The sequence below is a fragment of the Pseudomonas kitaguniensis genome (assembly GCF_009296165.1).
GTDB classification, from domain to species: Bacteria; Pseudomonadota; Gammaproteobacteria; order Pseudomonadales; family Pseudomonadaceae; genus Aquipseudomonas; species Aquipseudomonas kitaguniensis.
In genome coordinates this window covers 12,632-33,625 of sequence record NZ_VUAZ01000186.1, presented here as the reverse complement: position 1 = coordinate 33,625, position 20,994 = coordinate 12,632, and the positions used below count along the sequence as shown (strand labels likewise).

At 64.1% G+C, this 20,994-nt stretch carries 1 protein-coding gene and 1 pseudogene; both read left to right on the top strand.

What is annotated here, in order from left to right; translation table 11 throughout:
* Positions 1–19,715, top strand: a pseudogene (locus F0169_RS28560) (amino acid adenylation domain-containing protein); the annotation flags it as partial.
* Between the two features lie 125 nt (positions 19,716–19,840).
* A complete protein-coding gene (gene macA / locus F0169_RS25655; RefSeq protein WP_058411217.1) occupies positions 19,841–20,992 on the top strand; it encodes a macrolide transporter subunit MacA in 1,152 nt (383 codons plus the stop codon).
* Positions 20,993–20,994 lie beyond the last annotated feature (2 nt).

Genomic DNA, 20,994 nt, shown 5'->3' with positions numbered 1-20,994 from the left:
CGCGCGTGTTGCGCACTACTTGCACGCCGCGCTGGAAAGCCTGGTGGTCGCGCTTGAGCAAACGCCGGATGCGCCATTGCAGAGCCTCGGCATTTTGCCCGCCACCGAGCGCCAACACCTGTTGCACCACTGGAACAGCACCGACGCCGTGTTTGCCGACAGCGCGCTGATCCACAGCCAAGTCGAAGCGCAGGCGGCCGCACAGCCGGACGCAATCGCCGTACTGTTTGAAGGCGAGGCCCTCAGCTACGGTGAATTGAACCGCCGCGCCAACCAGCTCGCACACCACCTGCTGAGCCTCGGCGTGCGCCCGGATGAGCGCGTGGCGATCTGCGTCGAGCGCGGCGTGCAGATGATTGTCGGCCTGCTCGGCATCCTCAAGGCCGGTGCCGGTTATGTGCCGATTGATCCGGCGTACCCGCAAGCACGCATCAGCTACACGCTGCAAGACAGTGCGCCGGTTGCGGTGCTGGTACAGGCGACCACCGCCGCGCGCGTCGCCGAGCTGTCGGCAGCGGTTATCGACCTGGATGCCGGCGATTGGCAAGCCCGGCCCACGCACAATCCGCAGGTGGCGGGCCTGACCTCGGCCAACCTGGCCTATGTGATCTACACCTCCGGTTCCACCGGCCTGCCCAAGGGCGTGATGATCGAGCACCGCAATGTGGCGCGCCTGTTCAGCGCCACCGAAGGCTGGTTCAACTTTAACCAGCATGACGTGTGGGCCTTGTTCCACTCGTTTGCCTTCGACTTCTCGGTCTGGGAAATCTGGGGCGCACTGGTGCACGGCGGCCAATTGCTGGTGGTGCCGCAACTCACCAGCCGTTCGCCGGATGAGTGTTATGCACTGCTGTGCAGTGCCGGCGTGACCATCCTCAACCAGACCCCAAGCGCTTTTCGCGCGTTGACCGTCGCGCAGGGCCAAAGCCAACTCACACACTCGCTGCGGCAAGTGATCTTTGGCGGCGAAGCGTTGGAACCGGGGATTCTCAAACCCTGGTACGCCCGCGCCACCAACGTCGGCACGCAACTGGTGAACATGTACGGCATCACCGAAACCACGGTGCACGTGACCTACCGCGCGATGCACGCGGCCGATGCGCAACTGGTTGGCGTGAGCCCGATTGGCGGGCGCATTCCGGACTTGCAGCTGTACGTGCTGGATCCACGCGGCGAGCCGGTGCCGGTTGGCGTGGTCGGTGAGTTGTATGTGGGTGGCGCAGGCGTTGCGCGTGGCTACCTGAACCGGCCTGAGCTAAACGCCGAACGCTTTATCGTCGACCCGTTCAGTGGCCGCGCCGATGCGCGCCTGTACCGGACCGGCGACTTGGGGCGGCGCCTGGCAGACGGCAGCATCGACTACCTGGGGCGCAACGATGACCAGGTTAAAATTCGCGGTTTCCGTATCGAGCTGGGTGAGATCGAAGCGCGCCTCGCCGCGTGCAACGGTGTGCGTGAAGCCGTGGTGATCGCGCGTGAAGACCAGCCCGGCGACAAGCGCCTGGTGGCCTATGTGATTGGCAGCGAAGGCGCGCAGCCGAGCGCTGCCGAGTTGCGGACGCAATTGCTGCTGTCACTCGCCGACTACATGGTGCCTGCCGCGTTTGTGCTGCTGGAGCAGTTCCCGCTGACCACCAACGGCAAGCTCGACCGCAAAGCCTTGCCGGCGCCGGACGCCGATGCGTTGGCCCGCAGGCACTACGAAGCGCCTGAGGGCGACGTAGAAGTTGCAATCGCGGCGATCTGGCAAGACTTGCTCAAGGTTGAGCAAGTAGGGCGCCAGGATCACTTTTTTGAATTGGGCGGCCACTCGTTGTTGGCGGTCAAGTTGATCGAGCGCATGCGCCAGGTCGGGCTGGGCGCCGATGTGCGTGTGCTGTTCGGGCAGCCGACCCTGGCCGCACTGGCGGCGGCGGTGGCCGGCGCGAGCAAAGGCGTGGAGGTACCGGCGAATCGCGTGCCGAGCGGCTGCGCACACATCACCCCGGACATGCTGGCGCTGGCCGAACTCGACCAAACCGCTATCGAGCGTATCGTCGCGACCGTGCCGGGCGGTGCAGCCAACGTCCAGGAAATCTACAGCCTGGCGCCGCTGCAAGAGGGCATTTTGTATCACCACCTGGCGGCCGCCCAAGGCGACCCGTACTTGCAATACGTGACCTTCAGCTTCGACAGCCGCGAGCGCCTGCAAAGCTTCGCCAGCGCGCTGCAAGGGGTGATTTCGCGGCATGACATTTTGCGTACCGCCGTGGTTTGGGAGCGGCTGGACGAACCGGTGCAAGTGGTCTGGCGTGAAGCCGAACTGGGCCTGGATGAAATCCACCTGGACCCGGCCGCCGGCGATATTGCCGAGCAACTGAGCGAACACCTCAGCCCACGTCACCATCGCCTGGATATTCGCCAGGCGCCGATGATGCGCATCGGTTACAGCGAAGATGTGCCCAACGCGCGTTGGGTGGCGGTGTTGCTGCTGCACCACCTGGTCGACGACGCCACCTCGCTGCGCATGCTGACGGCCGAAATTGAAGCGCATACGCGCGGTGAAGAGGCGCAACTGGCCGCTTCAGTGCCGTACCGCAACTACGTGGCGCAAGCGCGCATGGGCGTCAGCCGCGAAGAGCATGAGGCGTTCTTCAGTGAAATGCTCGGTGACATCGATGAGCCGACGCTGCCCTTCGGTTTGCAGGACGTGCAGGGCGAAGGCCACGGTGTTGAAGAGGTTAACCGCCTGCTCGATGACACGCTCAGCCAGCGCCTGCGCGCTCAGGCGCGCCAGTTGGGCGTGACCCCGGCCAGCCTGTATCACCTGGCGTGGGCGCGGGTACTCGGCGGCGTATCCGGGCGCGATGACGTGGTGTTTGGCACGGTGTTGCTCGGGCGCCTGCAAGGCGGTGAAGGTTCTGACCGTGCGCTGGGCATGTTCATCAACACCTTGCCGCTGCGCATCAGCCTGGGTGAGGCGGGCGTGCGCGCGATGGTCAAGAGCACCCACGCACGCTTGACCGGGCTGCTCGGCCACGAGCATGCCTCGCTGGTGCTGGCGCAGCGTTGCAGCAAGGTTACGGCGTCGACGCCGCTGTTCAGTTCGCTGCTTAACTACCGCCAGCTCGGCGGTGCCGACGTGTCCGCACAGGCCGCTGCCGCATGGGAAGGCATCAGCGTGCTCGACAGTAAAGAGCGCACCAACTACCCGCTGACCTTGTCGGTCAACGACATGGGTGAAGCGTTCAGCCTGTCGGTCATGGCTGATGGCGCGATTGGCGCCGAGCGCGTGTGTGATTACATGCAGTGCGCCGTGGAGCACCTGGTCGAGGCGCTCGAACAGACGCCGCAAGCGTCGGTGCTCGGGCTGTCGATTCTGCCGGCCGTTGAGCGTGAGCAACTGCTGCAACACTGGAATGCTACCGACAGCCTGTTCGCCGACGCCGCGTTGATTCATCACCAGGTTGAGCGCCAGGCACGCGAACGGCCGCACGCCACGGCAGTGGTATTTGAAGACCAGCGCCTGAGCTACGCCGAATTGAACCGCCGCGCCAACCAGGTCGCGCACCACTTGTTGAGCCTGGGCGTGCGCCTGGATGAGCGTGTAGCGATCTGCGTCGAGCGTGGCCTGGAAATGATCATCGGCCTGCTCGGCATTCTCAAGGCCGGTGCCGGTTATGTGCCGATTGACCCGGCGTACCCGCAAGAGCGCATCAACTACACCTTGCACGACAGCGCCCCGGTGGCGGTGCTGGTGCAGGCCGCGACTGCCGCGCGCGTCATAGAGCTGTCTGCGCCGGTGATTGATCTGGATTCAGCGCAACTGCACGCCGCGCCCGAAACCAACCCGGTCGTCGCGGGCCTTACTTCGGCCAACCTCGCCTACGTGATCTACACCTCCGGTTCCACCGGTTTGCCCAAGGGCGTGATGATCGAACACCGCAACGTAGCGCGGCTGTTCTCGGCCACCGAAGGCTGGTTCAACTTTAATGATCAGGACGTGTGGGCGTTGTTTCACTCGTTCGCCTTCGACTTTTCGGTCTGGGAAATCTGGGGCGCGCTGGTGCACGGCGTGAGTTGCTGGTGGTGCCGCAACTCACCAGCCGTTCGCCGGACGAGTGCTACGCGCTGCTGTGCAGCGCCGGCGTGACCGTGCTCAACCAAACCCCAAGCGCGTTCCGCCAATTGATCGCGCGCAAGGCCAGAGCGCCTTGAAGCACTCCTTGCGCCAAGTGATTTTCGGCGGTGAAGCGCTCGAGCCGGGCATGCTCAAACCGTGGTATGCGCGTGTCGCCAACACCGGCACGCAACTGGTGAACATGTACGGCATCACCGAAACCACGGTGCACGTGACGTACCGTGCCCTGCAAGCAGCCGATGCGCAGTTGGTCGGCGTGAGCCCGATTGGCGGGCGCATTCCCGACTTGCAGGTGTACGTGCTCGACAGCCAGCGCGAGCCGGTGCCGGTCGGTGTGGTGGGCGAGTTATATGTGGGCGGCGCGGGCGTTGCGCGTGGCTACCTGAACCGGCCTGAGCTGAACGCCGAACGCTTTATTGCCGACCCCTTCAGCGGTCGCGCCGATGCGCGCCTGTATAAAACCGGTGACCTGGGGCGCTGGCTGGCCGACGGCAGCATCGACTACCTGGGGCGCAACGACGACCAGGTGAAAATCCGTGGTTTCCGTATCGAACTGGGCGAGATCGAAGCGCGGCTGGCCGCGTGTGACGGCGTGCGCGACGCGGTGGTCATCGCCCGCGAAGACCAACCGGGCAACAAACGCCTGGTGGCTTACGTGATAGCCACCGACGGCGCCGAACCTTCGGCGGCTGACCTGCGCACGCAGTTGTTGCTGTCACTGGCTGACTACATGGTGCCCAGCGCATTCGTCATGCTCGCAAGCTTGCCGCTGACCACCAACGGCAAGCTCGACCGCAAGGCCTTGCCGGCACCGGACGCCGACGCGTTGGCCCGTCGCGAGTATGAGCGGCCGCAAGGCGAAGTCGAGCAAACCCTCGCCGCGCTCTGGCAAGAACTGCTCGGCGTTGAGCGCGTGGGCCGCCACGATAACTTCTTTGAAATGGGCGGCCATTCGTTGCTGGCGGTCAAGCTGGTCGAGCGCATGCGCCAACTTGAGCTGAGCGCGACGTGCGCGTGCTGTTCGGCCAGCCGACCCTGGCTGCGCTGGCGGCCGCGGTCAGTGGCCATCAGGAGCGCGTGGTGCCGGCCAACCGGATTACCGCCGATTGCCAACACATCACCCCCGACTTGCTGCCGCTGGCAGCGCTGGACCAGGCTGCCATCGACCGTATTGTCGCCAGCGTAGCGGGCGGCACGCGCAATGTGCAGGACATCTACAGCCTGGCGCCATTGCAAGACGGCATGCTCTATCACCACTTGGCCGCGCCGCAAGGCGACGCCTACTTGCTGCACATGAAGTTTGCCTTTGCCGGCCCGGAGCTGGTCAATCAGTTCGCCAAGGCGCTGCAAAGCGTGATCGACCGCCACGACATTCTGCGCAGCAGCATGGCCTGGGAAGGGCTCGACGAGCCGGTGCAGGTAGTCTGGCGCCAAGCGACTATGGGCCTTGAAGAAGTGCTCATCGACCCGGACGAAGGCGATGTGCTTGCGCAACTGCACCGTCAGTTCGACCCGCGCCACTACCGCCTCGACATGACCCGTGCACCGCTGATGCACCTGGCGTACACCCAGGACACGCCTAACCAGCGCTGGGTGGGCATCTTGCTGTTCCACCACATGGTGCTCGACCATACCGCGCTTGAGGTGTTGATCGGCGAAGTGCAGGCCAGTCTCAAGGGCAGTACCGAGCAGTTGCCGCCGTCGATTCCCTATCGCAACCATGTGGCGCAATCGCGCCACGGCGCTGATCGCGAGGCGCACGAAGGGTTCTTCCGCCAGATGCTCGGCGACATCGACGAACCGACGCTGGCGTTCGGCTTGCAGGATGTGCAGGGCGACGGCAACGGCATCGAAGAAGCGCACCTGATGCTCGACAGCGTGCTCAGCGGGCGCTTGCGCGAGCAGGCACGCGTGCTGGGCGTCAGCGCTGCGAGCCTGATGCACCTGGCGTGGGGCCAGGTGCTGGGGCAAGTGGCGGGCCGCGATGAAGTGGTGTTTGGCACCGTGCTGCTCGGTCGTCTGCAAGGCGGCGAAGGCTCCGGCCGGGCCTTGGGCCTGTTCATCAACACCTTGCCGTTGCGCGTCAGTGTGGGCGCGCACGGCGCCCGCGAAGCGGTGCGTGCGACCCACGCGCAGTTGTCGCAACTGCTTGCGCATGAACACGCCTCGTTGTCGCTGGCTCAGCATTGCAGCGGTTTGCCTGCGGCGCAGCCCCTGTTCAATACCTTGCTCAATTACCGCCACAGTGCACAGGCCGAGGTATCCGGCGCTGATATTGCTGCCTGGGAAGGCATCCAGGCGCTGAGCATGGAAGAACGCACCAACTACCCGCTGGTGCTCAACGTCGATGACTTTGTCGCAGGCTTCCAACTGAATGCCCAAGCCTTGGTAAAGGTCGGCGCGCAACGGGTGTGCGGCTATATGCAGGCCGCGTTGCAGCACTTGGTCGATGCGCTGGAGCATGCGCCGGGCACCGAGCTGCACACGATGTCGATTTTGCCAGCAGCCGAGCGTCAACAACTGCTGGAAACCTTCAATCAGACCGCGCGGCCTACCCGCATGCGTCCACCGTGCATGCGCTGTTTGAAGCGCAGGTTCAGGCACGGCCGCAAGCGCCTGCGGCGGTCCACGGCGAACAGTCGCTGAGCTACGAGCAATTAAATCGCCGGGCCAACCGCCTGGCGCACCACCTGATTGGCCTTGGCGTAACGCCAGGCGACAGCGTGGCGATCCTGCTTGAGCGTTCGTTTGAACTGCTGGTCAGCCAACTGGCGATCAGCAAGTGCGCGGCGGTGTATGTGCCGCTGGACATCAATGCCCCGGCGGACCGTCAGGGCTTTATGATCGAAGACAGCGGCGCGCAATGGTTACTCACCACCCGCGACGAAGATGCCGTTCACGCGGTGCAGCGCGTCGACCTGGATGCGCTCGACCTGGTAGATGTGCCCGAACACAACCCGGGCCTTGAGCAATCGGCGGAATCGGTGGCGTACATCATGTACACCTCCGGCTCCACCGGCGTGCCCAAAGGCGTACTGGTGCCGCACCGGGGCATCACGCGGTTGGTGATCAACAACGGCTACGCCGATTTTGGTGAGCATGACCGCATCGCCTTTGCCTCCAACCCGGCGTTTGACGCCAGTACCATGGACGTGTGGGGCGCGTTGCTGAATGGCGGCCAAGTGGTGGTGATTGATCACGCTACGCTGCTCAACCCACAGCGCTTCGGCGAGGTGTTGAGCGCGTCGGCAGCCACCATTTTGTTCACCACCACCGCGCTGTTTAACCAGTATGTGCAGCTGATTCCCGACGCGCTCAAAGGCCTGCGCATGCTCTTGTGCGGTGGCGAGCGCGCCGACCCGGCGGCGTTCCGCAGCCTGTTGGCGCATGCGCCGCAGTTGCGCCTGGTGCATTGCTATGGCCCGACTGAAACCACCACCTATGCCACTACGTTTGAAGTGCGCGCGGTGCCTGAAGAGGCCGAGAGCGTGCCGATCGGCGGGCCGATTTCGAACACGCGTATTTACCTGCTCAATGAGCGTCAGCAACCGGTGCCGCTGGGCGTCATCGGTGAAATCTACATTGGCGGCAAAGGGGTGGCGAAGGGTTACCTGAACCGCCCTGAGCTGACGCTCGAGAAGTTCCTCGTCGACCCGTTCAGTGATGAAAGCGCTGCGTTGATGTACCGCACCGGTGACCTGGGCCGCTGGTTGGCCAAGGGCGAGCTGGAGTGCCTGGGCCGTAACGACGACCAGGTGAAGATTCGCGGCTTCCGTATCGAGCTGGGTGAAATCGAAAATCGCTTGAGCGAACACCCGCAGGTCAAGGATGTGATCGTGCTGGCGCGTGAAGACGAGCCGGGGCACAAGCGCCTGGTGGCGTATTTCACCGCGCACGCGGCGCTTGAAATCGAAGCGCTGCGTGACTACTTGCAAGAGCAACTGCCGGACTACATGGTGCCGAGCGCGTATGTGCGCCTCGACAACCTGCCATTGACCAACAACGGCAAGGTCGACCGCAAGGCGCTGCCGGTGCCCGATCAGCACGCGTTGCTTAGCCGTGGCTACGAAGCGCCGCAAGGCGAAGTTGAAATCGCGCTGGCGCAGATCTGGAGCCAGGTGCTCAAGGTCGAGCAGGTCGGGCGTGAGGACCACTTCTTTGAACTGGGCGGGCATTCGTTGCTGGCGATGCGCTTGATTTCCCAGGTGCGCCTGCAACTCGGGGTTGAGCTGGACCTGGCGGCGCTGTTTGACCACCCGCAACTGTCGGCATTGGCGCAGGCAGTGGCGAAGACCGGGCGCAGTAACCTGCCGCCGATTCTGCCGGTGTCGCGTGAAGAAGCGCTGCCGCTGTCGTTTGCGCAGCAGCGCCTGTGGTTCCTGGCGCAGATGGAAAACGTCGGGGCCGCCTACAACATGCCCATCGGTTTGAGCCTGCGCGGTGAACTCGACGCGCTGGCGCTGGAACGTGCGCTGGCGCAGATCGTCAGCCGCCACGAAGTGCTGCGCAGTGCGTTTGTTCTCGAGAATGACCAACCGCAGTTGCTGATCACGCCGGTCGAGGGCTCATTTGTGTTGGTGCAGAATGATTTGCGCGACCAGGCCGACGCGCAGCAGCAGTTGCAGGCATTGACCGAACACGAAGCGCTGGCGCCATTTGACCTGGTCAACGGCCCGTTGCTGCGGGCGCGCCTGGTGCGCATGGGCGATGCGCACCATGTGTTGCTGATGACCTTGCACCACGTGGTCTGCGATGGCTGGTCGATGGGCGTGCTGACCCGCGAGTGGGTGGCGTTGTATGCCGCCTTCAGCCAGGGCCAGGCCGACCCGTTGCCAGCGCTTGAATTGCAATACGCCGACTTTGCCGTGTGGCAACGCCGCTGGTTGAGCGGTGAGGTGCTGCAAAAACAAAGCCTGTACTGGCAGCAGACCCTGGCCGGTGCGCCGGCGATGCTGGCGTTGCCCACCGACCGTGCGCGCCCGCCGCAACAGGACTTCACCGGTGCGGTGCTGCACCTGCAATTGGACGCAGAACTGACGCAGGGCCTCAAAGCCTTGAGCCAGCGGCATGGCACTACGTTGTACATGACCACACTGGCGGCGTGGGGCGCGCTGTTGAGTCGCTTGTCCGGGCAGGATGAGGTGGTCATCGGTTCGCCGGTGGCCAACCGCACCCGCGCTGAAGTCGAAGGCCTGATCGGCCTGTTCGTCAACACATTGGCGCTGCGCATCGATGCTTCCGGCGCGCCAACCGCACACGCCTTGTTGGCACGCGTCAAGGCCCAGACCCTGAGCGCACAGGCGCATCAGGACCTGCCGTTCGAGCAGGTGGTGGACATCATCAAACCGGCGCGCAGCATGGCTTACAGCCCGGTTTTCCAAACGATGCTGACCTGGCAGAACAACGAGGGCGCAGCGCTGGCACTCGGCGATCTGGTGCTGGAGAGCATCGGCCAGATCAACACTGCAGCGAAATTTGAGCTGTCGTTGGAACTGAGCGAAGCCGAAGGCCAGATCATCGGCGCGTTGAGCTATGCCACCGCGTTGTTCGATGAAGCCACGGTGATTCGCCATCTGGGCTATTTCGAGCGCCTGTTACGCGCGATGGTCGCGGACGATCAGTGTGTGCTCGAGCAAGTGCCGCTGCTGGATGACCAAGAGCGTCAACATCAATTGGCCGACCTGAGCGGCCTGCGCACGGCGCTCAACCCGGCCACGGTTCACAGCTTGTTTGAAGCGCAGGTCATGCGCACGCCTGATGCCGTGGCCGTGCAGGCTGCCGGCGAGGCGCTGACCTACCGTGAGCTTAACCAGCGCGCCAACCAGCTCGCCCATCATTTGCGCACGCTGGGTGTGCAGCCGGACGTGCGCGTGGCGATTTGCGTGCAGCGCAGCGCCGAGCTGATCGTCGGCCTGCTGGCGATTCTCAAGGCGGGCGGCGCCTATGTGCCGATCGACCCGAATTACCCGATCGAGCGCATCCACTACATGCTGCAAGACAGCGCGCCCGCAGCATTGCTGGTGCATGGCAGCACCGCGCACTTGGCCGCCGAGCTGAGCCTGGCGGTGGTCGACCTCGACCACGCGGGTGCGACCGAACAAAGCCTAAACAACCCGCAGATTGCCGAGCTGGCCGCCACGCACCTGACCTATGTGATTTACACCTCGGGCTCGACCGGCCAGCCAAAAGGCGTGATGGTCGAGCATCAGGGCGTGGTCAACATGCTCGGCTGGTACCTCGACGAAGTCGGGCTGAACGCGCAGGACGCGGTGTTGCTGTTGACCTCGCACAGCTTCGACCTGACCCAGAAAAACATCTTCGCCAGCCTCGCGGTCGGCGCCACTTTGCACCTGGCGGACAGCCCGTTCGACCCTGCGAGCATCGTGCGTCAGATCGCCGAGCAGCAGATCACCCACATCAACCTGGCGCCGAGTGCGTTCTATACGCTGATCGAGGCCGATCAACAGCACGCGTTGAGCAACCTGCGGCGGGTGGTGCTGGGCGGCGAGCCGATCAAACTCTCGCAGTTGGAAAAGCTCGCGGTGCCACGGCCGCAGTTCATCAACAGCTATGGCCCCACTGAATGCAGTGACGTGGTGGCCTGGCATGCGGTCAACCCCGACTTTACCCAGTACACGGCAGGCGAGATTCCGTTGGGCCGGCCGCTGCGCAACGTCACGCTGTACGTGCTCGACGCCTGTGCGCAACTGCTGCCGACTGGCAGCGTCGGTGAGTTGTACATCGGCGGCGCCGGCGTGGCGCGCGGTTACCTGGGCCGCGACGACCTCAGCGCCGAGCGCTTCCTCGCCGATCCGTTTACGGCTCAGGGGCGCATGTACCGCACCGGCGACCTGGCGCGTTACCGGCCCGATGGCACGCTTGAATACCTCGGCCGCAATGACGACCAAGTGAAAATTCGCGGCCTGCGCATCGAACTCGGCGAAATTGAAGCGCTGCTCGCCGCGCATCCGCAGGTACTCGAAGCCGCTGTGTTGGTGCGTGACGAACGCCTGGTCGGCTACTTCACGCCGCAGGCAGGCGCGCAGGGGCCGCAGATCGAGGACCTGCGCACGCACCTGCAAGGCGTGTTGCCGGAGTACATGGTGCCGTCGGCGTATGTTCAGCTCGCGGCATTGCCGCTGAGCCCCAATGGCAAGCTGGACCGCAAGGCATTGCCGGCGCCGGGGCTGGACGCCGTGGTCAGTGCTGCCTATGAAGCGCCTGAGGGCGAGATCGAGATCACGCTGGCGCAGATCTGGCAGGAACTGCTGGGGCTGGAGCAGGTGGGTCGCCAGGGGCATTTCTTTGAATTGGGCGGGCATTCGCTGTTGGCGATGCGCTTGATCTCTCAAGTGCGTCAACGCATGGGCGTAGAGCTGGCGCTCGGCGAATTGTTCGCCCAGCCGCAACTGGCCGCCTTGGCGAAAGTGCTGGCGCAGGCTGCGCGCAGCACCTTGCCGGCGATCTTGCCGGTGCCGCGTGACCAAGACTTGCCGCTGTCGTTTGCCCAGCAACGTTTGTGGTTCCTGGCGCAGATGGAAGGCGCCAGCACCGCCTATAACATGCCGCTTGGCCTGGGCCTGCGCGGCCAGTTAGACGCGGACGCACTGGAGCAGGCGCTGACGCGTATTGTTGCGCGCCACGAAACCCTGCGCAGCCGCTTTGTTCGACACAACAACGAACCGCGCGTGCACATCGACCCGGCCCAGCGCGCCTTTGCGCTTTTGCGCCTCGACGTAGACGGCGACGACGCCCTGCAAACTCGGGTGCGTGCCGAAGCCCTTGAACCGTTCAACCTGGAGCAGGGGCCGCTGATTCGAGCGAGCCTGTTGCGCCTGGCGGACGACCACCATGTGCTGTTGCTGACCATGCACCACATCGTCTCCGATGGCTGGTCGATGGGCGTGCTGACCCGCGAGCTGATGGCGCTGTACGCAGCGTTCAGTCAAGGCCTGGACGACCCGCTGCCCGCGTTGACTTTGCAATACAGCGACTTCGCCGTGTGGCAACGGCGCTGGTTGAGCGGCGAAGTGCTGCAGCAACAAAGCCAGTATTGGCAGCACGCGCTGGCCGATGCACCGGCGTTGTTGATGTTGCCGACCGACCGCCCACGCCCTGCGCAACAGGATTACAGCGGCGCAACCTTGAGCCTGCTGCTGGATGTTGAGCTGACGGCCGGGCTTAAAGCCTTGAGCCAGCGTCACGGCGCGACCTTGTACATGACCATGATGGCGGCGTGGGGCGCGTTGCTGTGTCGTCTGTCCGGGCAGGAAGAGGTGGTGATCGGTTCGCCGGTTGCCAACCGCATGCGCGCCGAAGTCGAAGGGCTGATCGGCCTGTTCGTCAACACCCTGGCGGTGCGCATCGAAGCCGGTGCAGCACTTAACGTGGCCGGTTTGCTGGCCCATGCCAAAGACCGCACGCTGGCCGCGCAAGCGCATCAGGACTTGCCGTTCGAACAGGTAGTGGAGGTGGTCAAACCGCCGCGCAGCCTGGCGCACAGCCCGGTGTTCCAGACCTTGTTGACCTGGCAGGCCAGCGACGGTCCAAGCCTGGTACTCGGCGACCTGCAATTTGAAGGGGTTGGCGAAACCAGCAATTTTGCCAAGTTCGACCTGTCGCTGGACCTCAGCGAAGTGCAAGGGCACATCGCCGGCAACCTTGAGTACGCCACGGCGCTGTTCGACGAGGCCACGGTGCGCCGTTACATCGGCTACTTCGAGCGGCTGTTGCACGCGATGGTCGCCGACGACCAGGCGCTGCTGGCGCAGATCACGCTGCTCGACGCCGAGGAACGTACTTACCTGCTGCATGAACTTAATGACACCGAGGTGGCCTACGCCCACGACAGCACGATTCATCAGCTGTTCGAAGCGCAGGTCGAGGCGCGCCCCGAGGCCATTGCGGTGGCGTTCGAAGATCAGCGTTTGAGTTACGCCGAGTTGAACCGCCGCGCCAACCGCCTGGCTCACCACCTGATCGGCTTGGGCGTTGGCCCCGACGACCGCGTGGCGATCTGCGCCGAGCGCGGTGACGAAGTACTGGTCGGCCTGCTCGGGATTCTCAAGGCCGGCGCAGCGTATGTGCCGCTGGACCCGCATTACCCGCCGGAGCGCCTGGCCTACATGATTGAGGACAGCGCGCCGTCGGTGCTGCTGACGCAGCACGCGTTGCAGGACCGCTTGCCGGCGCTGGCCATCGCGCAAGTGCTTCTGGACACGCCGTTCAGCGGTGCCGAGCACAACCCGCAGGTGCCAGGCCTGACCGCCCGGCACCTGGCGTATGTGATTTACACCTCGGGCTCTACCGGTAACCCCAAGGGCGTAATGATCGAACACCGTGGGCTGGTCAACTACAGCCTCGACGCGGCGCGCCTGTTCGGGTTGACGCCGGACGACACGGTGTTGCAGCAAAACACCTTGAACTTCGACCTGTCGGTTGAGGAAATCTTTCCGGCCTTGCTGGCGGGCGCCACCCTGGCGCGAGCCGGCACGTGTTCGGCACCGACGCGGCGCAAGACCCGGCGATCCGCCCGACCTTCCTGCACCTGACGGCCGCGCACTGGCACACCCTGGCCGCTGAATGGCACCACACGCCGATGCAGGCCGAGGAGCGCTTGCGCCATGTACGCCTGATTAACGTCACCGGTGACGCACTGTCGGCGCAGAAATTAAAACTCTGGGACGAGGTGCGCCCGGCCCATACCCGCTTGATCAATACCTACGGCCCGACCGAGGCGACCGTGTCGTGCACCGCCGCCTACGTCAGCCACGATGCGCTGGCGGGTGTCGAAGGCAGCGGCAACGCAACCATCGGCAAACCGATGGCCAACACACGTATTTACCTGCTCGACAGCCAGCAACAACCCGTGCCGTTCGGCGTGGCCGGGGAGATTTTCATCGGCGGCGATGGCGTTGCCCGAGGCTATCTGAACCTCGACGCGGTGAGTGCCGAGCGCTTCCTCGCCGACCCGTTCAGTGAGGTGCCAGGCGCGCGCATGTACAAAACCGGTGACTTGGCGCGCTACCTGGCGGATGGGCGTATCGAGTACCTGGGGCGCAACGACTTCCAGGTCAAGGTGCGCGGCTTCCGTATCGAGTTGGGCGAGATCGAGTCGAGGCTCGGCAACTGTGTCGGGGTCAAAGAAGCCGCGGTGATTGCGCGTGAAGACCGCCCTGGCGAGAAGCGCCTGGTGGCCTACGTGGTGCCGCATGCCGGCGCCAGCTTGAGCGCCGCCGGCTTGCGCAGCTACCTGGCGCCGCTGTTGGCGGAATACATGATCCCGGGCGCGTTTGTGCTGCTTGAGGCATTGCCGCTGACACCGAACCGCAAGCTCGACCGCAAGGCGCTGCCGGCACCGGACCAGTCGGCCGTGGCCAGCCGAGATTACGAAGCGCCGCAAGGCCGTATCGAACGCAGCCTGGCGCTGGTCTGGGCGCAGGTGTTGCAACTGGAGCAAGTGGGGCGCCACGACAACTTCTTCGAGCTGGGCGGGCATTCGCTGCTGGCGGTCAAACTGGTGGAGCGCCTGCGCCAGGAAGACCTGCGGGTCGACGTTGGCGCACTGTTTACCCACCCGACGCTGGCCGGGCTGGCCAAAGTAGTGGGCGGCAGCCGCGCGCTGGTGATCCCGCCGAACGCTATCAGCACTGATTGCCGACGCATTACCCCGCAAATGCTGCCGCTGGCCAGCCTCAGCCAGGATGAAATCGACAGCTTGGTTGCCGGTGTGCCGGGCCAACTGGCCAACGTGCAAGACATCTACGCGATGACGCCGTTGCAAGAGGGCATCCTTTATCACCACTTGCTGGCCGAGGAGGGCGACCTGTACCTGGAGCAGGCGTCGTTTAACTTCGATTCTCACGAGCGGCTCGTAGCCTTTGCCCTCGCGTTGCAGGGCGTGATCGAACGTAACGACATCTTGCGCTCCGCCATGCGCTGGGAGGGCTTGAGCGAGCCGGTGCAGGTGGTGTTGCGCCACGTACCGTTCGCGCTGGAAGAGATCGCGCTGGCAGGCGATGCCGAGGCGGGCGCGCAATTGCGCGAGCGCTTCAACCCGCAGCATTTCCGCATGGACTTGCGCGACGCGCCGCTGATGCGCCTGGTGTATGCCTACGACGCACAGCAGCAACACTGGGCAGCTTTGTTGATGTTCCATCACATGCTGTTCGATCACGTTGCCATGGACATTCTGCAACACGAATTGCAGGCGTTCCTGTCGGGCCAGGAAGGCCGTTTGAATGTGCCAGTGCCGTACCGCAACTATGTGGCTCAGGCACGCCTCGGGATGACCGAGCAGGAGCATGAAGCGTTTTTCAGCGAGATGCTCGCCGACATCGACGAGCCAACCCTGCCGTTTGGCCTGCACGACGTGCACGCGGGCGGCGTGCTGGAGCTGGCGCACCTGCGCGTGGACGACGACCTCGGCCCGCGTGTGCGCGCCAGTGCGCGGCAATTGGGCGTGAGCGCCGCAAGCCTGATGCACATGGCGTGGGCGCAAGTGCTGGGGCATGTGTGTGGCCAGGCTGAGGTGGTGTTCGGCACCGTGTTGATGGGCGGCATGCAAGGTGGCGAACGCGCGCTGGGGCTGTTTATCAATACCTTGCCGCTGCGCATCAGCGTGGGCGCTGACAGTGTGTATGCCGGGGTCAAGACCACGCATGCACGTTTGAGCAGGTTGTTAAGCCACGAACACGCTTCCCTGGCGCTGGCACAGCGTTGCAGCGGCGTGGCCGCTCCGGCGCCGCTGTTCAGTGCTTTGCTCAATTACCGGCACAGTGCCGCTGCGGCTTCCAGTGAAGACATCGCGGTATGGACGGGCATTCAGGCGCTGGGCGGCGAAGAACGCAGCAACTACCCGCTGTCGCTGGACGTCGATGATTTTGGCGAGGCGTTTGGCCTCACGGTCCAAGTCACCCCGGGCGTGGGTGCGCAGCGTCTTTGCGGCTATATGCACGGCGCGCTGGAGAGCCTGGTCGATGCCTTGGAGCGAACCCCGGACGCCTCGTTGAGCAGCCTGGATATTCTGCCGTTGGCCGAGCGCCGCCAGGTGCTGCTGGACTTCAACCAAACGCGTACCGACGCTGCGCAGGATTGCTTGATCCACGCGCTGTTCGAGGAGCAGGTGCTGCTCCACGCCGATGCAATCGCTTTGGAGTATGAAGGTCAGCAACTGACGTACGCCGAACTGAATGCCCAGGCCAACCAGTTGGCGCATCACCTGATCGCCCTCGGTGTGCAACCGGATGACCGCGTGGCCATCGCGCTGGAGCGTGGCCTGCGGATGATCGTGGGGTTGCTCGCGACCCTCAAGGCGGGTGCCGCTTACGTGCCGCTGGACCCGGCGTATCCGCCACAACGTTTGGCGTTCATGCTCGCCGACAGCACCCCGCGCGTGTTGCTCAGCGAGTACGCGGTACTGCCGTTGCTCGGTGCACTGCCGGAAAGCGTGCAGGTGCTGACCTTGAACAGTGCGCTGCAGCCGTGGCGCGATTTGAGCCCGCACAACCCGCTGGCCGGGGAGCGTGGGCTGACCGCCGAACACCTCGCTTACGTGCTCTACACGTCCGGTTCTACCGGGCAGCCCAAGGGCGTGATGATCGAGCATGCCGGGCTGTGCAACGAGATCCAGGCGATTCGCGACTTGACCGGGCTGACCGCTGGTGATCGCACGCTGCAATTTGCGACGATCAACTTCGACGCGTCGATTGAGGAAATTTTCGGCGCGCTGACCTGTGGCGCCACCCTGGTGCTGCGCAGTGCCGCCTGGTTGACCGATGCCGCGCACTTCTGGGCATTGGCGGCGCAAGCACGCTTGTCGATCATCAGCCTGCCCACGCGTTTCTGGCAGGGCCTGGCGCAAGACCGCGACGCCGCAATCCCGGCCTCGGTGCGCATGATTGTGGTGGGTGGCGAGGAGCTGAGCCCGGACGCGGTGCAGCATTGGTTCCTGCGCAGCGGGCATACGCCGCGCTTGCTGAATACCTACGGCCCGACCGAAGCGACGATTATTGCCACCGCCACTGAAGTGTTCGCCGCCAACCCGCAGCCACGCAAGATCGGCAAGCCGATTGCCAACATGCGTGCGTACGTGCTGGATGCGCACGGCAACCCGACCGGGGTGGGCGTGACGGGCGAAATTCACCTCGCCGGTGTCGGTGTTGCGCGTGGCTACCTCAATCAACCGCACTTAAGCAGCGAGCGTTTTCTGAGTGACCCGTTCAGCGACGGCGTGGGCCGCTTGTATAAAACCGGCGACCTCGGCCGCTGGCTGGTGGATGGCAGCCTGGAATACCTCGGGCGTAACGATGATCAGGTGAAAATCCGTGGGTTCCGCATCGAGCTGGGCGAAGTCGAAAGTGCGCTGCTGGCCTGCGAAGGCGTGCGTGCGGCGGTGGTAATGGCGCGCGACGACAGCGCCGGGCAGGTCAGCGGCAAGCAGTTGGTGGCGTACCTGTGTGGTACGACGGGCACGCTTGAGCAACTGCGCGAAGAGCTGTTGACCCACCTGCCGGAGTACATGCTGCCGAGTGCCTTTGTGCACCTGGACACGCTGCCGGTCACGCCGAACGGCAAGCTCGACCGCAAAGCCTTGCCGGCCCCTGAACAGGCGGTGCTCAGCCGCGACTACGAGGCGCCAGCGGATGCGCTGGAAGAAACCCTCGCTGCGTGCTGGGCCGAGGTCTTGAAGCTGGTGCGGGTAGGGCGCCACGACAATTTCTTTGAAATGGGCGGGCATTCCTTGCTGGCGATTCGTCTGGTCAGCCAACTGGCGCAGGCGAATGTTCAGGTGACGTTGGCGGAGTGCTTCCAGCACGCCAGTGTCGCGTCGATGGCGGCGATGCTGCGCCTGCGCACGCAGGCGCCACAGCCGCAGCACGATGGGCTGGTCACGGTGCGCCGTGGCGGCAGTCAAACCCCACTGTTCCTGGTGCATGAGTTCAGCGGGCTCGACGTGTATTTCCCGGCGTTGGCGCAACACATCGACGCGCAGATTCCGGTGTATGGCTTGCCGGGGCTGGCGTGGGGTGAACCGCAACTGCGCAGCATGGAGTGCCTGGCGACGCGGCATATCGCACTGATGCGCTCGGTTCAGCCGCACGGGCCGTACCGCGTGGCCGGCTGGTCGTTCGGCGGCGTACTGGCCTATGAGATCGCCGCGCAGTTGCTCGGCATGGACGAGGCGGTTGAGTTCATCGGGCTGATCGACACCCATGTGCCGCGTCTGGTCGACCAAGGCAAGGCGCGCTGGTCGGCGGCCAACGCCCACTGCCTGCACCTGTTGGAGCTGTGCAGCGCGTTCTGCGCCGCGCAGCCGCCGTTGGACCCGCAAGCGCCGGCCACCCTGGCAACACTTGAACGCGAGGTGGCGCAACTCGACTTTGACAGCCTGTGGCAGCGTTGCCGTGACGCCCGGTTGCTGCAACCGCAACTGGCGGCGCTGCCGCGTGAGGCGTTGTTTGCGTACCTGGACCGTGAAGTGGCGCATGGGCATGCGCAGGCGCATTACACCGTGTGCCCGCTGACCGTACCGGTGCATTTATTTACCGCCGAACAGCGTACCGACGAGGCCTCGCGCAGCAGCGCAACGTTGGGCTGGGATCAGGTGGTTCCGGCCACGTTGTTGCAGCGCATCGATGTACCGGGCGATCACCAAAGCATGATGCAGGCGCCGCATATCCAGGCACTCGGGCAAGCCATTGGCGCAGCGCTGGCCAAGGCACCGGTGCTTGCGACTAATGCGCCGTATCAACCGCTGTTAACCATTCAAAGTGGGCAGGCAGGGCGTGCACCGGTGTTCTGCGTGCCGGGCGCCGGCGACAGTGTGACCGGTTTTATCGGCCTCACCGATGCCTTCGGCCCGACTTGGCCGATTCATGGCCTGCAACCGCGCGGGCTGGACGGCAAAGCGGTGCCGCATAGCCGCGTGGAAGCGGCGGCGAGTGCCTATCTGGTCGCGCTTGAGCAGGTTTGCCCAAGTGGCCCGGTGCATCTGTTGGGGCATTCCTTCGGCGGCTGGGTGGCGTTCGAAATGGCGCTGCAGTTGCAGGCGCGTGGGCGTGAAGTGGCGTCGTTGACCTTGGTCGACAGCGAGTCGCCCGGCGGCAATGGCGTGGTCGGCAAGCCCTACACCGCAACGCAAGTGCTGGAACGGTTGATCGACACCATGCAACTGGCAGCAGGCAAACCCCTGGGCATTGACCGGCAAGCATTTGTCAGCCTCAACGAAGCGCAACAACTGGCGGCGTTGCACGCGGGAATGGTGCGCGCGGGCATGCTGTCGGCGCGTTCGACGCCGGAGGTGATGTACGGACCGGCGCGCGCTTTCGGCGCGGCGTTACGCACGGTTTACCGGCCACGCCAGCACTACATCGGCCCGGTGCGCCTGGTGCTGGCCGATGATCCGAGCCTGGATGCGCAGGGCAATCAACGCGAGCAAGCCGACATGATCGAAGGCTGGGGCAAATACGCAGAGGGTTTGGAAACCTGGTACGGCCCAGGCAACCATTTCACGCTGCTCAAGGCGCCGCACGTGTACAGCCTCGCGTCGTGGTGGCACGACGGCTTGGCCGTACCGGCAGGCAAGGTGACGTCATGAACCATGTCAAAGGGGGAGCCGGCACAGGCGCTTGCGCCCTTATCTGAAGCGAACCGTCACGCAGCTTAGTGCGCAGCCCGGCGATTGGCCGGGTCTACCTTTCAACGTATTAGTGGTCATCTATGGAAAAGCCAAAGTTTCGCAAGATTGTCTGGGGCCTGGGTCTGGTTGTTGTGGCAGGGCTGATTATCTACTCCGTGCAAGCGCCGGCTGAGCCGCCGCAGTACCTGACCGCCAAGGTGGAACGTGGCGAGATTGAAAACTCGGTGCTGGCCACCGGGATTCTGCAAGGGGTCAAGCAGGTTGACGTGGGCGCGCAAGTCTCGGGCCAATTGAAGTCACTGAAGGTCAAGCTCGGCGATAAGGTCAAGAAGGGCCAGTGGCTGGCGGAAATCGACCCACTGGTGCTGCAGAACACCTTGCGTCAGGCCCAAGTCAGCGAAGAAAACCTGGAGGCGCAGCGCAAGGCCACGTCGGCGCAACTGGCGCAGACCAAATCGGTGTGGGAGCGCTACAGCAAACTGCAATCGGATGCGGCGATTTCCAAGCAGGATTTCGAAACCGCTGAATCCAATTACCTGGTGCAAAACGCCAACCTGGTCGCGTTGGATGCCCAGCTGAAAAATGCACGCATCCAGATCGACACCGCCAAGGTCAACCTCGGCTACACGCGCATTATTGCGCCGATCGATGGCGACGTAGTGGGCATCGTTACCCAGGAAGGCCAGACTGTGATCGCCGAGCAATTGGCACCGGTGCTGCTCAAACTGGCGGACCTGGACACCATGACCGTCAAGGCTCAGGTATCGGAAGCGGACGTGATCCACATCCAGCCGGGCCAAGAGGTGTACTTCACCATTCTTGGCGAAGCCAACAAGCGTTATTACGCCAAACTGCGCGGCACTGAACCGGCGCCGCAGAACTACCTCGACACGCAGGCGGCGGGTACGCCCAAAACCAACACGGCGGTGTTCTACAACGCCTTGTTCGATGTACCCAACCCGGACCACCGCCTGCGTATTTCGATGACCGCCCAAGTGCGCATCGTGCGCGATACCGCCAAGGATGTGTTGTTGGTGCCGGTGGCCGCACTCGGCAAACGCAATACCGACGGCTCCTACGTGGTGCGTGTGCTCGACGAGACCGGCCACGCGCAGGACCGCAACGTTAAAGTGGGCATCAACAACAACGTCAAGGCGCAGATCAACGACGGCCTGGCTGAAGGTGACAAGGTGGTGATCGGTGATCCGACGCCGGCCGTGGCGGGGATCTGATC

Bases quoted from the DNA above. Each gene is read 5' to 3' on its own strand.
- macA (WP_058411217.1), top strand. From the start codon at position 19,841: ATGGAAAAGCCAAAGTTTCGCAAGATTGTCTGGGGCCTGGGTCTGGTT.